The following is a 15,950-nucleotide window of genomic DNA, read 5'->3' on the forward strand; positions in this document are numbered from 1 at the left end:
CACTGCAACTACAACTGTCCAATTGGGTTTCTCCTTTGAAATTTTGGCTGAGTATAATGACGCGAGGTTATGATGTAAAGGTCAATTTATTAAACGTAAATTAAACCGGAAATAACCCTTATTTTCCGCCTCTGGCCATTATCGCGCGCCATTGCGCTTAGCAACTCCGGCGGCGGTGGACTACGCTAGGCACATGTCCCGCCGACTCACCAAGGAGCCGTTATGAATCCCCTCACCCATACCCTGCTTGACGCGATCTGGCAAAGCCTGGGGCACCGCGCCACTCCGGCCGATCAACTTACCGTCGGCGGCGACGGCGCGCTGACCTCGGCGTTTCCGGTCACCGAGCTGGCGACCGCCGCCTGGGCCGCCGCCGGGTTGGCCTGCGCCGAGCTGCTTAACCGGGACGGCGGCTCCGCGCCGCAGGTGTGGGTCGATCAACGGCTGGCCTCGCTGTGGTTCGGCTGGACCTTACGCCCGCTGGGCTGGACCCTGCCCGGCGCCTGGGATGCGCTGGCCGGCGACTACGCCACCGCCGACGGCTGGATACGGCTGCATACCAATGCGCCGCATCATCGCCAGGCGGTGGAACGGCTGCTGGGGCCGGTGCGGGATAAGGGAACGCTGGCCGAAAAGGTACTGAGCTGGAAGAAAACCGAGCTGGAGCAGGCGGTGATTGAAGCCGGCGGTTGCGCGGCGGAGATGCGCACGGCGGAAGAATGGCAAACGCATGTTCAGGGCAAAAGCGTGGCGCTCGAGCCGCTGATCCACGCCTCGCTGCAGCCCGAGGCGCCGCGCCCTGGCTGGCCGCTTCCCACGGCCCGGCCGCTGCAAGGCGTGCGGGTGCTGGACCTGACGCGCATTATCGCCGGCCCGGTCGCCACCCGCTTTCTCGCCGGGCTGGGCGCCGACGTGTTGCGCATCGATCCCTACGGCTGGGATGAGCCCGGCGTCGAACATGAAGTGATAGTGGGCAAGCGCTGCGCGCGACTCAGCCTGACCAATGCGCACGATCGCCATACCTTTGAGCAATTGCTGAAAAGCGCCGACGTTATCGTTCACGGCTATCGCGCCGGCGCACTGGAGAAGCTGGGTTATGGCCCCGAAGAAAGGCGGGCGCTGGCGCCGGGACTGATCGACGTCTGCCTCAACGCCTATGGCTGGAGCGGCCCATGGCGCGCGCGCCGCGGCTTCGACAGCCTGGTGCAGATGAGCTGCGGGTTGGCGGCGACCGGCATGCGCCGACAAGGCGCCAGCCTGCCGGTGCCGCTGCCGGTACAGGCGCTGGACCACGCCACCGGCTATCTGATGGCGGCGGCGGTGCTGCAGGGCATGAAACAGCGCCTGACCCGCGGCACCGGCTACTGCGCGCGCTTGTCGCTGGCACGCACCGCTCAGCTGCTGCTGGCGCATCCTTATCCGCAGCACCACCTGCAGCAGCCATTGGCGCCGGTAACCGCCGCCGATGAAAACCCGGCGTGCGAGTTGACGCACTGGGGCCCGGCACAACGTCTGAACGCCCCCTTGAGCCTGACCGGCACCGCATTGCAGTGGGCGCTGCCGGCCACCGCGTTAGGCAGCGCTCAGCCGGCATGGCTGCGGCGCTAAGCGCCCGGCAGCTGCTGCTGCAGCCAGCCCAGCAGTTCTGCGACCACCGGCGTCAGCCCGGCGGCCTGCGGCCAAACCAGATAAAAATCGTCCTCGCTCAGCCGCCGCGGGCCGGCCATCGCCGCCAGCCTCCCTTCGGCGATGGCGTCGCGCGTCAGCAGCGTTTTCACCAGCGCAACGCCGAACCCCTGCTCCGCCGCGCGGATCAATAGTCCGGCATCGTTGAACAGCGCTAACTGCCGGCCAGACTCCGGCTGCCGCTGCGCCTGAAACCAAGTGCGCCACGGCGTAACGTCGTGTTCCAGCAGCGGCGTAAGCGGCGAGCCTTGTTCGAACGCCGTCCGCCACCGCTGCGCCAGCGCCGGCGATGCCACCGGCATCGCTTCCCCGGAGGCGATGCGCTGCGCATGCAGCCCCGCCCAGCGCCCGTTGCCGATGCGGATCGCCGCGTCAAACCCCTTCAGCGACAGATCCTGCACCGCCAGCGAGGCGTCGATGTCCAGCGCAATGTCGGCGCAGGCGTCGCGAAAGGCCGGTAAACGCGGCAGCAGCCAGTAATGCGCAAAAGAGGGCAGCACGCTGATGCGCAGCGCGCGGCTTGCCGCAATGCGCCTGACGCGGCCGACGCCGCGCTGCAGCGCCAACAACGCCGGCTCCGCCACCGCCAGCAGTTCACGCCCGGCCGCATTCAAGCGCAGCCCGCGGCCACGGCGCTCAAACAGCGGGCAACCGATAGCCTGTTCGAGCTGCTGAATTTGCTGGCTGACCGCACCGTGGGTCAGATGCACCCGCTGGGCCGTCGCCCGCAGGTTTTCCAACTGCGCGGCAATCACGAAGGTAGGCAGAATATGCAAAGGAATGCGTTCATTGACCATCTGGTTAGCCATGCCATCCAAAAAGAACATTTTTCATCGATTTCGACGCCAAAGCAAATGGTCTATGTTGAACGCATTCCCCCTTTTTCTTATGGAGTCATGATGCACCCACGTTTGCAGCAAGATCTTGAGCAGTTTCCACAGATACTCGAACACACGCGTCAAATCGCGGCGGATTTCCTGGGCGGGCTGAAACGGCGGCCGGTGTGCCCGCCGCCGGAACAGCAACAGCTGCAGCCGGGCGACGATCGGCTGGTGGAGGACGGCGCGGGCGCGCTGGCCGCGCTGGCGGATTTCTGGCGGCGCTATGAGGCCGGCGTCTCCGCCAGCGCCGGCCCGCGTTATTTCGGTTTCGTCACCGGCGGCAGCACCCCGGCGGCGGTGGCGGCGGACTGGCTGGTTAGCATTATCGACCAAAACAGTCAACTTAGCCACGACACCATGGCGGCGGCGATCGAACTCGCCGCGGTTGAACAGCTCAAATCGCTGCTTGGCCTGCCTGAGACGTTCACCGGCAGCTTCGTCAGCGGCGCCACCATGGCCAACTTCGCCGGCCTGGCCATCGGCCGCCAATGGTTGGGCCGCCAGCGCGGCATCGATATCGCGCAGCAGGGGCTCGCCGCGCTGGGCGACATTCAGGTGCTGGCGGCGAACCCGCACGCCAGCAGCGTGAAGGCGCTCAGCATGCTGGGCATCGGCCGTGACGCGCTGATAACCATCGCCAGCCAGCCGGGCTGCGAGGCCATAGATACGCAGGCGCTGGAACGCCACCTGGCCGCGACCGAGGGCATGCCGACGCTGGTGCTGGCCAGCGCCGGCACGGTCAATACCGTGGTCTTTGACGACCTGCCGCGCCTGCTGGCGCTGCGCGAGCGCTACCCGTTCTGGCTGCACGTCGACGCGGCCTTCGGCGGCGTGGCGGCCTGCTCGCCGCACTACGCGCCGCTGTTGGCCGGCTGGCAGCAGGCGGATTCCATTACCGTTGACGCGCATAAATGGCTGAACGTGCCTTATGACAGCGCCATCCAGTTCACCCGCCACCTGGATTTGCAGATGCAGGTGTTTCAAAACCATTCTGCTTATCTGGAGGCGCCCAGCCTCAGGCCGGACAACTATCTGCATCTGACGCCGGAAAACTCACGGCGTTTTCGCGCCCTGCCGCTGTGGCTGGCGCTAAAAGCCTACGGCAGCAGCGGCATGCGCGATATCGTGGAACGCAACGTCAGGCTGGCGCGCCTGTTGGGGGCGGAACTGTCCGCCAGCGAAGGGTTCCGCCTGCTGGCGCCGGTCAACCTCAACGTGGTGTGCTTTGCCCTGAGCCAACCCACAGGCGATGCCGACGCGGCGCGCGATCGCTTCCTCGCCCGGCTGGATCGGCAAGCGGTAGTCCGCTGTACGCCAACCCGTTATAACGGTCAACCGGGCATTCGCGCGGCGCTGGTCAATTGGATGACGGAGGAAGAGGATATTCGACAGGCGCTGGCGTCAATGCGCGACTGCCTGCCGGAAGAGGAATGAAGGCGTGGGGCGGCACGGGTCAACCTGGCTGGAACGCCTGCAGCCGCTGTTTCTGCTGCCCGTCATCGCTGATGTTGTCCGCCGACAGCCAGGCGCTGAACGCCGCGCGCACCGCCGGCCACTGGCTGTCGATCATCGACAGCCAGTCGGTGTCGCGATTGCGGCCTTTGACGACGACCGCCTGGCGGAAGGTGCCTTCGAAGCTGAAACCAAACCGCTCGGCGGCCTGACGCGACGGCAGATTAAGGCTGTCGCATTTCCATTCGCAGCGGCGGTAGCCCAGATCGTCGAACAGATGTTGCAACATCAGGAAGATGGCTTCGCTGCCGACCGCCCGGCGTTTCATCAGCGGCGACCAGTTGATCGTCCCCAGCTCGATCGCGCCGTTGATCGGGTCAATGCGCAAAAAAGCGCAGCTGCCGATCGCTTTACCGCTGACCTGATCGATAACCGCCATGGTTTTCCTGTCGGCATTGCTGGCCTGAGCCTGAAGATAATCGCGAAATTCGCTCGGCGTTTCCGGCCGCTCGCAAAACAGATAGGTCCAGTCGCGGCCATCTTCCGCCAGTTGATAAGCCTGATAAAGCTCATCGGCCCGGCGGTCCGCCTGCAACGGTTCCAAACGGCAAAAACGCCCTTGCAGCACTTTATTGCCGGGTTCGCCCGCCGTCTGCCAGTGGTCTAACGCGTCGCCAATTGGCTGGCCGTATTGATTGTGCCTCATCCCTGCTCCTGAATTGTTATGCAGACTCTCAGCAAATTAAGGCCGGATGCTGACCGATACAAGTCCGACCTGCCGACATCTCCATACCCTCGCAGCAGGCAAAGATAGTTCAGAAAAACCAATTAATCACGTAATAATATTCTTCATACTGATTTCTAATGTAAAAAGATTCGTCATAAGCCATTGTTATGTTGCGCTATTTTTTAACGGTTCGCGCAATTTATGTTTCCGTAATGTAACAAATTGATTAGTTTTGTGATAAAAAAAGAAGGGATTATCATTACCAAATACAATTAGTTCAACTGCAACCAATTGATTATCAATACCAATTTTCTTATCTGCGCGATCAAACACGCATAAAGTGGTCGCAAAACAGGCGAAAAAAAGTTAAAAAAACAACACATGAATTTTTTTTAAGAATTTTCCTAACAATCTAAAATTTCATTTCGTGACATGATGAACAGAATCAACGCGGAAGATACCGACAGGTACAGGGCTCAAGCGCGCGTTGAGATTGTCTGGCGCTCATCCGAACGCCAGCGCATTACGCTGACTTAAGCTAAACTTATAGATTCACGTGGTTAATAAGTTTAGTATGAAAATATCGTTGAGCGGCGTCGCGTTTATTGATAGAACACTCGCTATAAGTGAAATATTGATCCATTTTTTGCCTTTAGGCTTCAGGCTTTTTCTCATATTACCGCGGTAAAACGGATTTAAGTGGGGGTGCGATATGCCAACAATTATCATGGATTCATGTAGCTATACCAGATTGGGTCTAACTGACTATCTTACGGCGCACGGCGTAAAAAAACGCCATATTAACGCCATCGACGATATTGACGGACTGCATGAAAAATGCAGCAAACTTAAGCCTAGTCTGGTATTTATTAACGAAGATTGCTTCATACATGAAGCGAATGCGACCGAGCGAATAAAGCGGGTGATCTCACTGCATCCGGATACGTTATTCTTCATCTTCATGGCCATCACCAACGTACATTTTGACGATTATTTATATGTTCGTAAGAATGTCATCATTTCGTCAAAATCCATCAAGCCAGAGACTATGAATCAACTACTTAGTCACTATCTTGAGAAAAAAGCGCCGCGAACGGAAAAGGGTTCCCTGGACCAAACGCCGGTGACGCTGAGCCAAACCGAGTCAAACATGCTGCGCATGTGGATGTCCGGCCAGGGCACTATCCAGATATCCGACCAGATGCAGATAAAAGCCAAGACCGTTTCTTCCCACAAGGGAAACATCAAGCGCAAAATAAAAACGCACAACAAGCAAATCATTTACCATGTTGTCCGTTTAACCGACAATCTGACCAGTGGAATATTCGTCAATAGTCGGTGACACCCCTTCAGGGCGCTCTGCCCGGGTCTTAAATATTTGTTCGCCAATCGTGGCGATATAAACTTTGGGCTAAGACAACAAAAAGACTCGCGACGATATTCTCCGGCGCCGCGGGTTTTCCGTCGTCTTTAATAAAAACTCCTACCCGGCAGGGACAATTACATTATGGAAAATTTCATAAGTAAACTAATGAGCCCGAATCATTTATCCCCGGCCGATCGGATTATTTTTCCGAGGTCTGACGCGGTTCAACAAAGGTGCCGTCACGGCTGTCGATCTCATTAAAGAACCAGACGCCGGCAGGATAATCCTCAAGAGAAACCAGATACATGATGCCTTCGTTGAACTCCTCGACCGCCAGGATCACGCCTTCGCGTCGCGGCCCGCCGTCCGTTTTCACCGTTACCCGATCGTTCACGTTCATGCTATTCCCCATCATTCGTCATTGAGGTCAGTGTATTACAAAATGAAGTGAGAAAAACACCGCGCGGTCGCAGTAAATTCGCGTGACCAGCCCGGCCCCTAACGCCCAGCGCCCAGCGGCCAGCGGAGTTTTTCACTTTCTTAACGCTTTGTCCGCAGAATCTTGCGCGGCCGACAGGTAGTCTGTATCCAGGCGCTTCCCCCCCAGAGAGGTGCCTGCAAATGAAGAAGTAACAAGGAACTTTTGCCCGCAGACTTGCGGGCTTTTTTTTGGCCGTGGTCAAACGACAGGCACAAAAAAACCCGCCTTGGCGGGTTTTTATTAATCAGCGGAAGCCGATTAGATAGCGGTAACGTTAGCCGCTGATGGACCTTTAGCACCGTTCTCGATAGAGAACTGTACGTTCTGGCCTTCTGCCAGGGTCTTGAAGCCTTGATCCTGGATTGCAGAGAAGTGTACGAACACGTCTTTGCTGCCGTCTGCCGGAGTGATGAAACCAAAACCTTTAGACTCGTTGAACCACTTCACTTGACCTTTGATCATGTTAGACATGTCTAATTTCCTTCAATAATAAATGTAAGCCACCATGGGCATGTTATAGCCGGTCATCAGTTACTTATGGAGGCACTAGAAAGGAAATTCGTCAGAGAAGAGCTATCTAGGATAACGCTTTAAATTTGAACTACTTTACTCAAAATGTCGTGCATAAATAGGTCTGTACCACAGGCCGGGAATCATTAACTCATGACCGGGCCCTAATAGCAACTCTTTTTGTCGCAACGCGCGGGAAAGGCGCGCCAAATGCACAGGATTTGAGCCGCGGCGGTTATTTTTACAGCGATATTTCAGTAAGTTGCCCAACGGCATCGGCCTAAATGCCCGAACGGCACAACGAAATCGCCAACGGTCTCGGCATCCAGGCCGGTACCGGTGGCAGTTCCGCTTTAAGAGTTATCCCTATATCTGCCGCTGTGGGGGATGCCTACAATAGCCGAAGTTCATCGCTCCTCCTGGTGATGAACGCTACAAGCTGTGTTGTAAATTTTATGCGCCTCCCTATAGGCGCTTTTTTTTTATTTTCGATATCAATAAATTACGCGGTTACGGAATGGTCTTATTGCTTCAGTACGTGATGGATGTCACAAATACGCCTCCTTGCCATTCTTGTTGGAGGTAAATCTGATGGCGACAGAATATCTGGCACTCCTGGCCGCTTTGGCCGGCATTGCAGGCTATGCGTTGTACAGGCATTTCAAGTCACAGAAGAAAAGCACCCTGGTGTATCCACACGACCGTTAAGCGCAACGTTCAGCCTGAAATGTGCGGCCGGTTTCAGGCCGCACATTTGCCGATTGTCATGTTTTCATCACAAAATTGTCACAATACGGCCATATGATGGTCCGCGATTATCCGTATTGGCTCAACACCAAGGATTTCGCTAATGACCACAATAAAAGCGGCAAACCACCAGGAAGCAGAAAAGCTGATCCGCTCCGGAACGGCAAAAAAAATCGAATTGGCTTATGACATCGACAGCGACGACTTTTTTCAGCTCGCTAGCCTGTGGTGTGATAAAGGCGCCAAAATTTCCAAAGGAAAAGAACACTTTATCGTCTCGCTAAAGGGTTTTCGCATCCCGCCCAACGACTGATACCCTGCCGCCCTCCGCGGCGGCGCCCCCTCCTCCGGTAAAACCGCTCTATCTTCTACATACCCCTCGCCCGCATTTCGCTAAGATAACCTCAGGCTTTATTGCAGGCGTGGGTCCGCGTGGACCTTTGATCACGCCTGCCCCTATCTGGAGAAAAGGCAATGTCAGCACATCCATCACTGCCCGGCAGCATGAAAGCGATTGAAATCAGCCAGCCGGGCGAACCCGAGGTATTGGTCGTCACCGAGCGCCCGCTGCCAACCCCGCAAGCGGGTGAAATACTGGTGAAGGTCGCCGCCGCCGGCGTAAACCGCCCAGACGTGTTGCAGCGTCGCGGAAACTATGCGCCGCCGCCGGGCGCCTCGGATATTCCCGGCCTGGAGATCGCCGGTGAAGTGGTCGCGCTCGGCGAAGGGGTGCAGCGCTATGCCCTCGGCGATAAGGTGTGCGCCCTGATTGCCGGCGGCGGTTACGCCGAGTACTGCAAAGTGCATGAAAGCAATGCGCTGCCGGTACCCGTCGGGTTCAGCATGGTCGAGGCCGCCGCCATTCCGGAAACCTTCTTTACCGTCTGGGTCAACGTCTTCCAGCGCGGCCATCTCAAGGCCGGCGAAACCGTGCTGATCCACGGCGGCACCTCCGGCATCGGCACCGTCGCCACCATGCTGGCGAAGGCCTTTTGCGCCCATGTGATCACCACCGTCGGCTCTGAAGACAAGCGCCAGGCCAGCCTGGCGTTGGGCGCCGATGTGGCGATTAACTACCGCAGCGAGGATTTCGTCGAACGCACCAAAAGCGCCACCGATGGCAAAGGCGCCGACGTGATTGTCGATCTGATCGCCGGCGACTACCTGGCCAAGAACTACCAGGCGGCGGCGATGGAAGGGCGTATCGTGCAGATTGGCACCCAGAACGGCGTGGTGAAGGAGCTTAACCTGATGCCGCTGCTGCTCAAGCGGCTGACCCATACCGGTTCAACCCTGCGTTCGCGCAGCGTCGAGGACAAGGGGCAAATCGCCGCCGAACTGCTGGAAAAAGTCTGGCCGCTGCTGGAGCGCGGGGTGTTAAAACCGCAAATTTTCAAAACATTCCGCCTGGAACAGGCCGCAGAGGCGCATGCCCTGATGGAGTCCAGCGAGCACATCGGCAAAATTATGTTGACGCACTGAGGAGGCTCCCCGCGGCGCCGGCCGCGGGGAACGTTTTAGCCTCCCGGCGTATGCACCTCTTCCGGGGTGGAATCGGTGGCACCGAGTTTTTCCTGCGCCAGCGCCTCGTCTTCTCGGTGTTTTTCCAGGCTTTCCTGTTGCTCACCCTGCCTGGGCGCATACACCAGCTCCACCATGATCGGGAAATGGTCGGAGCCGACGTCGGTCAAACGGCGCAGGCTGCCCAGCACGAAATCATCGCTGTGAAACACGTGATCCAGCGGCCAGCGCAGGAAAGGATAGCCGGCGTGGAAGGTGCTGAACATGCCGCGGCCGCGTCGCGGATCCAGCAGGCCGCTGACCTTGAGAAAAAGTCGGGTGGTGGTCGACCACGCCACATCGTTCAGATCGCCGGTCACGATCACCGGGTACTCGGATTTGGCCACGCTTTTCCCCACCATGACCAGCTCGGCGTCGCGATCTTCCGACTCATCGTTTTCGGTTGGGCTGGGCGGCATCGGATGCACACAATGCAGCCGCACCTGCGGCCCCTGCGGCAAATGAACCATCATATGCATCGACGGGATCGTCTCATCCACCAGATACTGGATTTCCGCGTCGCCGATCCGAAAGCGCGAGTAAACGTGCATGCCGTACAAATTATCCTGCGGACATTTCAGCGTGTAAGGATAGTCCTGCTCCAGCACCGCCAGTTGATCTTCCCACCAGCGATCGGTTTCCACCGCCACCAGCACATCCGGCCGTTCCGCCGCCACCAATGCCAACAGCTTGTCGGCGCGGCGGTTGGTCGTCAGCACGTTGGAGACCAGAATGCGGATGCGCGGCCGCTGGCGATAGCCGGTAAAATCCACCACCTGCGGTTTGGCCAGCCGGGTATAGGGGAAAATCCACACCGCCTGGTAAATCGCGCAGGCCAGATCCACCGCCATCATGCCCCAGTTCAACGGCGATGACAGCGGAACAAACAGCAGATTGAGCAGCAGCGTCAACAGCGCAAGCGCCAATATTTGCAGACGGGGAAAATCCCATACCCTGATCCACCAGGCCGGGTGCGTAGAAATCGGCGCCAACGTCATCAGAGCCAATAGCAACGTCAGTATGACGGTAATCCCTGTCACGGTTGTTTCCTTCTCGTTCGGTTCAGGCTGCCGGGGTGGCAGCCTCTCATGCCCTGCGGCAGCCAAAGCTTGCCACAAAAACCGCCCGCCTCGCCAGCCGAGGTTACGGAATAATCCGGCGGCGGCGGAATTCATCGAACAAGGCGAAGAACATCGCCTCGGTCTCGACGTACTGATGAAAACCAAAACGTCGCGCCTTGCTGCCGTCGGCGAACATATCGTAATCCCAGGAAAAGACGAAGTCGGCGAAGCGCCAGCCGGCCACGGCCTGATAATTCGGCTCGCTCAACCGATGCCGCTGCGCCAACGCCTGCCAAAGCCCGGCCTTGTCGGCCATCATCTGCTCCAGCGGCATCGGCAACGGCGGCGCGGTTTCCAGCTCGAAATAATCGGCGATTTTCGGCCACATTTCGCTCCAGCGGAACAGGTCGCCATTATTGATGTTGAACGCCTGATTGGCGGCGGCCGGGTCGGTGGCCGCCCACAGCGTTGCGCGCGCCAACAGGCCGGCGTCGGTCATTTCCAGCAGGCTGTGGTAAGCCCCCGGCCGGCCGGGAAAACGCAGCGGCAGCCCCAGCGCCTTACTGATTGAGGCATAAACCGCAATGCTCAGCGCCAGGTTCATCGGGTTGCCGAGCGAGAAACCGCCCACCACGCTGGGGCGGATCGCGCTCCAGCGCCACTCTTTCCCCCGCTGACGGCGTTCAAGGTAGTTTTGCTGTTCCACGTTGAACTCCGGCGGCATATGCCCGGCATCGCTCTCCCGCGCCGGCGTCTTGAACGGCCCCAAATGCGCGCCGTACACCTTGTAGCCCTGCATCAGGCTGATGTGCCGTAAACCGGGCGCCGCCGGCTCCAGCCCCTCCACCACGTTTTGCAGCATCAGCAGGTTAGGCGCCACCAGCCCGGCCCAATCCGCCGCGTCCTGATAGGCGGCGTAGAACAGGTGCGTGATCCCCGTCAGCGGCTGCAGCGCGGCGCGCGTCGCCGTGGCGTCCAGCAGATCGACCGCCAGATAACGCACCTGCGGCCGGTCCTCTCCCCCGCGGCGCGACAGGCCAACCACCGTCCATCCCTGCTGTTCCAGCTCGTCTATCAGCCGGCGGCCGATAACGCCGTTGGCGCCGACCACCAATGCCTGGTTGCGATTTTTCATGACTTTTCTCCCGCTCAGTGTCGATAGCGACAGTGTCATTGATTAGCAAGGCTTGCGGTAGAGGCGCCTTGCTACTAATACTTATAAGAAATATCTATATATGGAATGGCCATGGACAAGCTGAATGCGATGAGTACCTTCCTGCGGGTGGCTGAATTGGGCAGCCTGTCGGCCGCCGCCCGCGAACTGGGCCTGACGCAGCCGGCCGTCAGCCAGCAGATTGCCGCTCTGGAGCAGCAGCTGGGCGCCCAATTGCTGTATCGCAGCACCCGGGCGGTCACCCTGACCGACGCCGGCGGCCGCTATTATCGCCAGGTCAAATCCATTCTGGCGGCGGTGGCCGAGGCGGAAGAAACGCTGCAAGGGGGAACCCGGCAGCTGCAGGGCAATCTGCGCATCCATGCGCCCACCGGCTTCGGCCAGCGCCATCTGGCGCCGTTGGCCATCGCCTTTCAGCAGCGCAATCCCGAACTGAACATCGAGCTGCTGCTGGATGACCGGCGGGCCGACGTGATCGGCGAAGGCATCGACGTGGCGATCCGCTTTGGCGAGTTGAGCGCGCCCGGCACGGTGGCGCGTCGGCTGGGAGAGATGCGGCGCATACTGGTGGCGTCGCCGGCCTATCTGGCGCGTCATGGCGCGCCGGGAACGCTGGCTGAGCTGACGGCGCATGCGCACGTGCGCTACAGCGGCCTGAGCGACGGCGACACGCTGACGCTGATCGGCCCGCGGGGGACTGAAATGGTGACGCTGCGGCCGGTATTTCGCGCCAACAACGGCTTCTCGCTGCTGGCGGCCATCGAGGCGGGGCTGGGGATCGGCGGCGCGCAGTTGCCGCTGATCGGCGCGCAGTTGGCGGCCGGCACGCTGGTGCCGGTGCTGGAAGATTACCGTTACCCGCCAATGGTGCTGCACGCCGTCTACCCTGCGGCGCGTTTTATCCCCGGCAAGGTGCGGGCCTGGGTGGATTATCTGCTGGAAGCGCTGGAGGAGATCGAAGGGATTAAGGTGATGAATGCCCCCGGCAAGTCACCGGGGGCATGACGTTATTTGAACAGCTTGCCGACCATGTCGCCCAGTTCGTTGCTGTTCTGCTGCACTTCGCCGTTCGGCGAGGCGGCGTCAGCGACCGTTGGCAAGAACTGCGCAATGGTGCTGGACGCCTGGGCCGGATCGATCCCCAGTTTTTCGGCCAGCTGATTGATGGCGTCGCTGCCCAGCGCCTGCTGCACGTGATCGCCGGAAATTTGCTGGTTTTCGCCGTTGCCGAGCCACGAACCGACCACATCGCCGAATTGCCCCTGGCGGAACTTGTCCAGAATCGCCTGCAGGCCACCCTGTTGTTCGACCCATTGCATGATGGCGACATAGTCGATGCCCTTGCCGTTGGCGCCGCCGCCCAGAATGTTGCCCAATACGCTATCAAACAGACCCATGGTAATCCCCTTTCAGGCCGCGCGACACTGCCGCGCGGCCAGGTTAAATTCACGAAAAAGGGCCGCCGCGGCGACCCTGTCGATCAATGACGGCTTAGCCTTTGATCTTTCTGTAGACAAAAAGCACCACCAGGGCACCGATCACAGCCACAACGAAGCTGCCCAGGTTGAAGCCGTCGACGCGTCCCATTCCGAAGAAGGTACTGATATAGCCGCCGACAACCGCACCGATAACGCCCAGGATAACGGTGACGATAAAACCGCCGCCGTCTTTGCCCGGCATGATCCACTTAGCCAGAATACCGGCGATTAAACCAAAAATGATCCAGGAAATGATGCCCATTTTTTACTCTCCCTATGACTTTTTGCCTAAAAGAAATCCTATCACCAGGCCTGCGACGGCACCGGCGCCAACCCCTGCCCAAGGGTTATCCTTAATGTAGGCACATGAATGCCCTGCCGCCTGTTTCAACCCGGCCCGCACTTCGCACGCGGCGGTTTTGGCGCAGTCACTCAGTTGCCCCACACCCTCTGTAACGTCATTTTTTACCGACATTTCAAATCCTTCCGTTAACATAGCCTGAAAAGTTCACAGCGAGTTCCGCGTCTGGCCCAGCCTGAGCGATACTTTCACACTAATGTTTCCCTGGGCTAGCCGTTGCCGGCCGCTCACTACAGGGTGATCTGCGGTAAACGCGCATCTTCACACTATGACTATAGTAAAAAATCAGCGGTTTACCCATTTCCGTCCGTCTGAATTTGGTCGAAAGAAAAATAACCTCGTTCATTCAGCCGCCGGAAGATTTTTATAAGGTTACACAGCGATTGTCACTTTTACGAGCGGCTTAATTGTGTGGTGATCTTTCAGCACCGCCAGCCGATTGATATCACACCGAAAAATACCGGTGCATTGGGTAAAAATCCCATCAAAACCGTAGGTTAGCTTTCGCAAAAAGGCGCAATCAGTTGGCCGAACCAGTCGGCGAAAACGCTGAAACGCGCCGAGCGCTGGCGGCGGTGCGGGTAAAGCAGAGCGATGCCCATCGCCGGCGGCCTGAAATCGGGCAGCACCTCGATCAGCTCGCCGCCGTCCAGGTGGTGCTGAATGTCGAAACGCGGGATCTGGATCATCCCCAACCCCGCCAGGCAGCAGCCGATATAGTTCTCCGCATTATTGACCGTCACCCGGCTGCGCAGCATTTTTTCCATGCGCTGCGCGCCCTGCATCCATTGCCAGCTGTCGGCCTCCAGCAGGTTGGGCTGCGCATAGCCAATGCCCCAGTGATCCGTCAGTTGCTCGGGATGCCGTGGCGTGCCGTGGCGGCGCAGATAGTCCGGGCTGGCGCAGTTGATCATGCCGAGCCTGCCCAGCGGCTGGCTGACCAGGCTGCTGTCGCTGAGGCTGCCGACCCGCACCACGCAGTCCACGCCCTCCTGAATCAGATCGATGGAACGATCGCCGGCGCTGAGAAACAGCTGAATGTCAGGGTAGCGTTGCAGAAAGTCAGGCAGCGCCGGCACAATCATGCGCCGGGCGATGCGGCTGGGCACGTCCACGGTCAGCCGGCCGCCGATCGGCCCGTCCCGCGGTGAAAACAGCTCATCCAGCGCGTTGACCTCCTGCAGCAGGCTGCGGGCCTTGTCCAGCAGCCGTTCGCCGTCGCTGGTCAATTGAACCCGCCGCGTGGTGCGATGAAACAGCCGGGCGCCCATCTCGTTTTCCAGCTGCAGGATCGCCGCCGAGACGGTGGTTTTCGGCATCAACAGAATTTGTGAAGCGCGAATGAAACTGCCGACCTCGGCAACCTGGATAAAAACCCGCAATCTCCCTATTTTATCCACCGGCAGTCCATCCTGAATAAGAGGCTGCGGCACCAGCCGCAGCGGCGTTGAAGTTAACGGGTAGTATAGCCGCCGTTGGCGAACAGCGTCTGGCCGGTGATCCACCAGCCGTCGGTGACCAGGAATTTGACGATCGGCGCAATATCCTCGATGTCGGTCAGGCCGGTTTTCGAGAACTTGCTCAGCGCGGCGGCGCTGCTGTGGTAGTCCACCGCCTCCTTGCTTTCCTGGCCGTAGAAGAACGGCGTGTCCATCGGGCCCGGGCCGATGGCGTTCACGCTGATGCCGCGCTCGCCGAACTCCTTCGACGCCGCGCGGGTGAAATGCTCCACCGGCGCCTTGCTGCCCGGGTAAACCGCGTAAAACGGCGTATAGGCCGCCAGCAGCGAGCTGACGATGGTCACGATGCGCCCGTTGTCCGCCAGGTGCTTGCCCGCCTGCTGGATAAAGAAGAACGCCGCTTTGGCGTTGACGTCGAAGCTGGTGTCGTAATCCGCCTCCGTCACCTCGGCGATCGGTTTTTTAATCACCAGGCCGGCGGTATTGATGGCGATATCCACCTTGCCGAAGGCCTTGACCGCCTCGTCGAACAGCCGCGCCACGTTGGCCGGCCTGGTCAGATCGCCCTGCACCGCAATCGCCTGCGCGCCCGCCGCTTTCACCGCCGCCAGCGTTTCCTCGGCCGCCGCGCGGGTGGCGTCGCTGTTGTAGTGCACTACCACCGCCGCCGCGCCGCCGGCAGCCAGATCGCGCGCCACCAGGCCGCCCAGATTTTTTGCGCCGCCGGCGATCAACACCACTTTTCCCTGCAAAGATTGATTACTCATAGCAATGACTCCGTTAGTGGAAGGTGCGATGAGTATAGGAAAGGTTATCGCGCGGATAATCTGCTCAAAATGGGATGGACTATCCCGATTTTTCGGTTAATACGGCGTCCCGCCGTTCTGTGATCGCCCGACGGGCATTCCGCCTCTTTGGGGCTACACTAATAAGTCACCGGCGGCAATCATCGCTGTCCGTGACTATCTTCCCCGCCCGCGGGCCGATACGCCGTCTGACGGGCCAC

17 protein-coding genes are annotated in these 15,950 nt (G+C 59.2%); 6 read left to right on the forward strand and 11 right to left on the reverse strand.

Annotated features, from left to right (window positions below; genetic code table 11):
- The first annotated feature begins 222 nt into the window (after positions 1 to 222).
- The gene (locus tag CKW09_RS15520; RefSeq protein ID WP_095098162.1) at positions 223 to 1,608 is read left to right on the forward strand and encodes a CoA transferase; all 1,386 of its coding nucleotides are present in this window, start codon (positions 223 to 225) and stop codon (positions 1,606 to 1,608) included.
- On the opposite strand, the gene CKW09_RS15525 is transcribed toward CKW09_RS15520, so the two are convergent.
- Complete coding sequence (locus CKW09_RS15525) at positions 1,605 to 2,483, reverse strand: LysR substrate-binding domain-containing protein (RefSeq protein WP_095100188.1); 879 nt, start codon at positions 2,481 to 2,483, stop codon at positions 1,605 to 1,607. The two genes, CKW09_RS15520 and CKW09_RS15525, sit on opposite strands and share 4 nt — an antisense overlap.
- 102 nt (positions 2,484 to 2,585) lie before the next feature.
- On the opposite strand from CKW09_RS15525, the gene CKW09_RS15530 reads away from it, so the two are divergent.
- Complete coding sequence (locus CKW09_RS15530) at positions 2,586 to 4,001, forward strand: pyridoxal phosphate-dependent decarboxylase family protein (protein ID WP_095100185.1); 1,416 nt, start codon at positions 2,586 to 2,588, stop codon at positions 3,999 to 4,001.
- Positions 4,002 to 4,020: 19 nt separating this feature from the next.
- Here CKW09_RS15530 and CKW09_RS15535 read toward each other — a convergent pair whose 3' ends face one another.
- A complete protein-coding gene (locus CKW09_RS15535; protein WP_061797359.1) occupies positions 4,021 to 4,725 on the reverse strand; it encodes a GNAT family N-acetyltransferase in 705 nt (234 codons plus the stop codon).
- A gap of 733 nt (positions 4,726 to 5,458) precedes the next feature.
- On the opposite strand from CKW09_RS15535, the gene rcsA reads away from it, so the two are divergent.
- A complete protein-coding gene (gene rcsA / locus CKW09_RS15540) occupies positions 5,459 to 6,088 on the forward strand; it encodes a transcriptional regulator RcsA (protein ID WP_061797360.1) in 630 nt (209 codons plus the stop codon).
- 223 nt (positions 6,089 to 6,311) lie between these two features.
- Here rcsA and dsrB read toward each other — a convergent pair whose 3' ends face one another.
- Together dsrB and cspE are read right to left on the reverse strand one after the other, a co-directional pair.
- Complete coding sequence (gene dsrB, locus CKW09_RS15545) at positions 6,312 to 6,512, reverse strand: protein DsrB (protein WP_061797361.1); 201 nt, start codon at positions 6,510 to 6,512, stop codon at positions 6,312 to 6,314.
- A 339-nt stretch (positions 6,513 to 6,851) separates the two neighbouring features.
- The gene (gene cspE / locus CKW09_RS15550; protein WP_004946278.1) at positions 6,852 to 7,064 is read right to left on the reverse strand and encodes a transcription antiterminator/RNA stability regulator CspE; all 213 of its coding nucleotides are present in this window, start codon (positions 7,062 to 7,064) and stop codon (positions 6,852 to 6,854) included.
- Positions 7,065 to 7,953: 889 nt separating this feature from the next.
- On the opposite strand from cspE, the gene CKW09_RS15555 reads away from it, so the two are divergent.
- Both CKW09_RS15555 and CKW09_RS15560 read left to right on the forward strand, forming a co-directional pair.
- Positions 7,954 to 8,163, forward strand: coding sequence for a hypothetical protein (locus tag CKW09_RS15555; protein ID WP_061797363.1), 210 nt, complete (start codon positions 7,954 to 7,956; stop codon positions 8,161 to 8,163).
- Between the two features lie 161 nt (positions 8,164 to 8,324).
- Entirely contained in the window at positions 8,325 to 9,332 is a 1,008-nt protein-coding gene (locus CKW09_RS15560) for an NAD(P)H-quinone oxidoreductase (protein WP_061797364.1), read from the forward strand.
- A gap of 35 nt (positions 9,333 to 9,367) precedes the next feature.
- Here the strand turns inward: CKW09_RS15560 and CKW09_RS15565 are convergent, their stop codons facing one another.
- Both CKW09_RS15565 and CKW09_RS15570 read right to left on the reverse strand, forming a co-directional pair.
- Positions 9,368 to 10,450 (reverse strand): endonuclease/exonuclease/phosphatase family protein, encoded by a 1,083-nt coding sequence (locus CKW09_RS15565; protein ID WP_095098165.1) that lies wholly within the window; start codon positions 10,448 to 10,450, stop codon positions 9,368 to 9,370.
- A gap of 103 nt (positions 10,451 to 10,553) precedes the next feature.
- Entirely contained in the window at positions 10,554 to 11,606 is a 1,053-nt protein-coding gene (locus CKW09_RS15570) for an SDR family oxidoreductase (protein WP_095098168.1), read from the reverse strand.
- Positions 11,607 to 11,717: 111 nt separating this feature from the next.
- On the opposite strand from CKW09_RS15570, the gene CKW09_RS15575 reads away from it, so the two are divergent.
- On the forward strand, positions 11,718 to 12,650 hold the full coding sequence (locus CKW09_RS15575; protein WP_061797368.1) for a LysR family transcriptional regulator: 933 nt from the start codon (positions 11,718 to 11,720) through the stop codon (positions 12,648 to 12,650).
- Positions 12,651 to 12,652: 2 nt separating this feature from the next.
- On the opposite strand, the gene CKW09_RS15580 is transcribed toward CKW09_RS15575, so the two are convergent.
- From CKW09_RS15580 to CKW09_RS15600, 5 genes are all read right to left on the reverse strand, one after another.
- Positions 12,653 to 13,042, reverse strand: coding sequence for a YidB family protein (locus tag CKW09_RS15580; protein ID WP_061797369.1), 390 nt, complete (start codon positions 13,040 to 13,042; stop codon positions 12,653 to 12,655).
- 94 nt (positions 13,043 to 13,136) lie between these two features.
- Positions 13,137 to 13,385 carry a GlsB/YeaQ/YmgE family stress response membrane protein gene (locus CKW09_RS15585; RefSeq protein ID WP_061797371.1) on the reverse strand — a complete coding sequence of 83 codons (249 nt, stop codon included), beginning with the start codon at positions 13,383 to 13,385 and terminating at the stop codon, positions 13,137 to 13,139.
- Between the two features lie 12 nt (positions 13,386 to 13,397).
- Positions 13,398 to 13,619, reverse strand: a complete 222-nt coding sequence (locus CKW09_RS24985) for a glycine zipper domain-containing protein (protein WP_306307671.1) — start codon at positions 13,617 to 13,619, stop codon at positions 13,398 to 13,400.
- Between the two features lie 362 nt (positions 13,620 to 13,981).
- Entirely contained in the window at positions 13,982 to 14,884 is a 903-nt protein-coding gene (locus tag CKW09_RS15595; RefSeq protein ID WP_095098171.1) for a LysR family transcriptional regulator, read from the reverse strand.
- A gap of 53 nt (positions 14,885 to 14,937) precedes the next feature.
- The gene (locus CKW09_RS15600; RefSeq protein ID WP_061797373.1) at positions 14,938 to 15,711 is read right to left on the reverse strand and encodes an SDR family oxidoreductase; all 774 of its coding nucleotides are present in this window, start codon (positions 15,709 to 15,711) and stop codon (positions 14,938 to 14,940) included.
- Between the last annotated feature and the right edge of the window lie 239 nt (positions 15,712 to 15,950).

Source organism: Serratia ficaria (assembly GCF_900187015.1).
Classification (GTDB): Bacteria; Pseudomonadota; Gammaproteobacteria; order Enterobacterales; family Enterobacteriaceae; genus Serratia; species Serratia ficaria.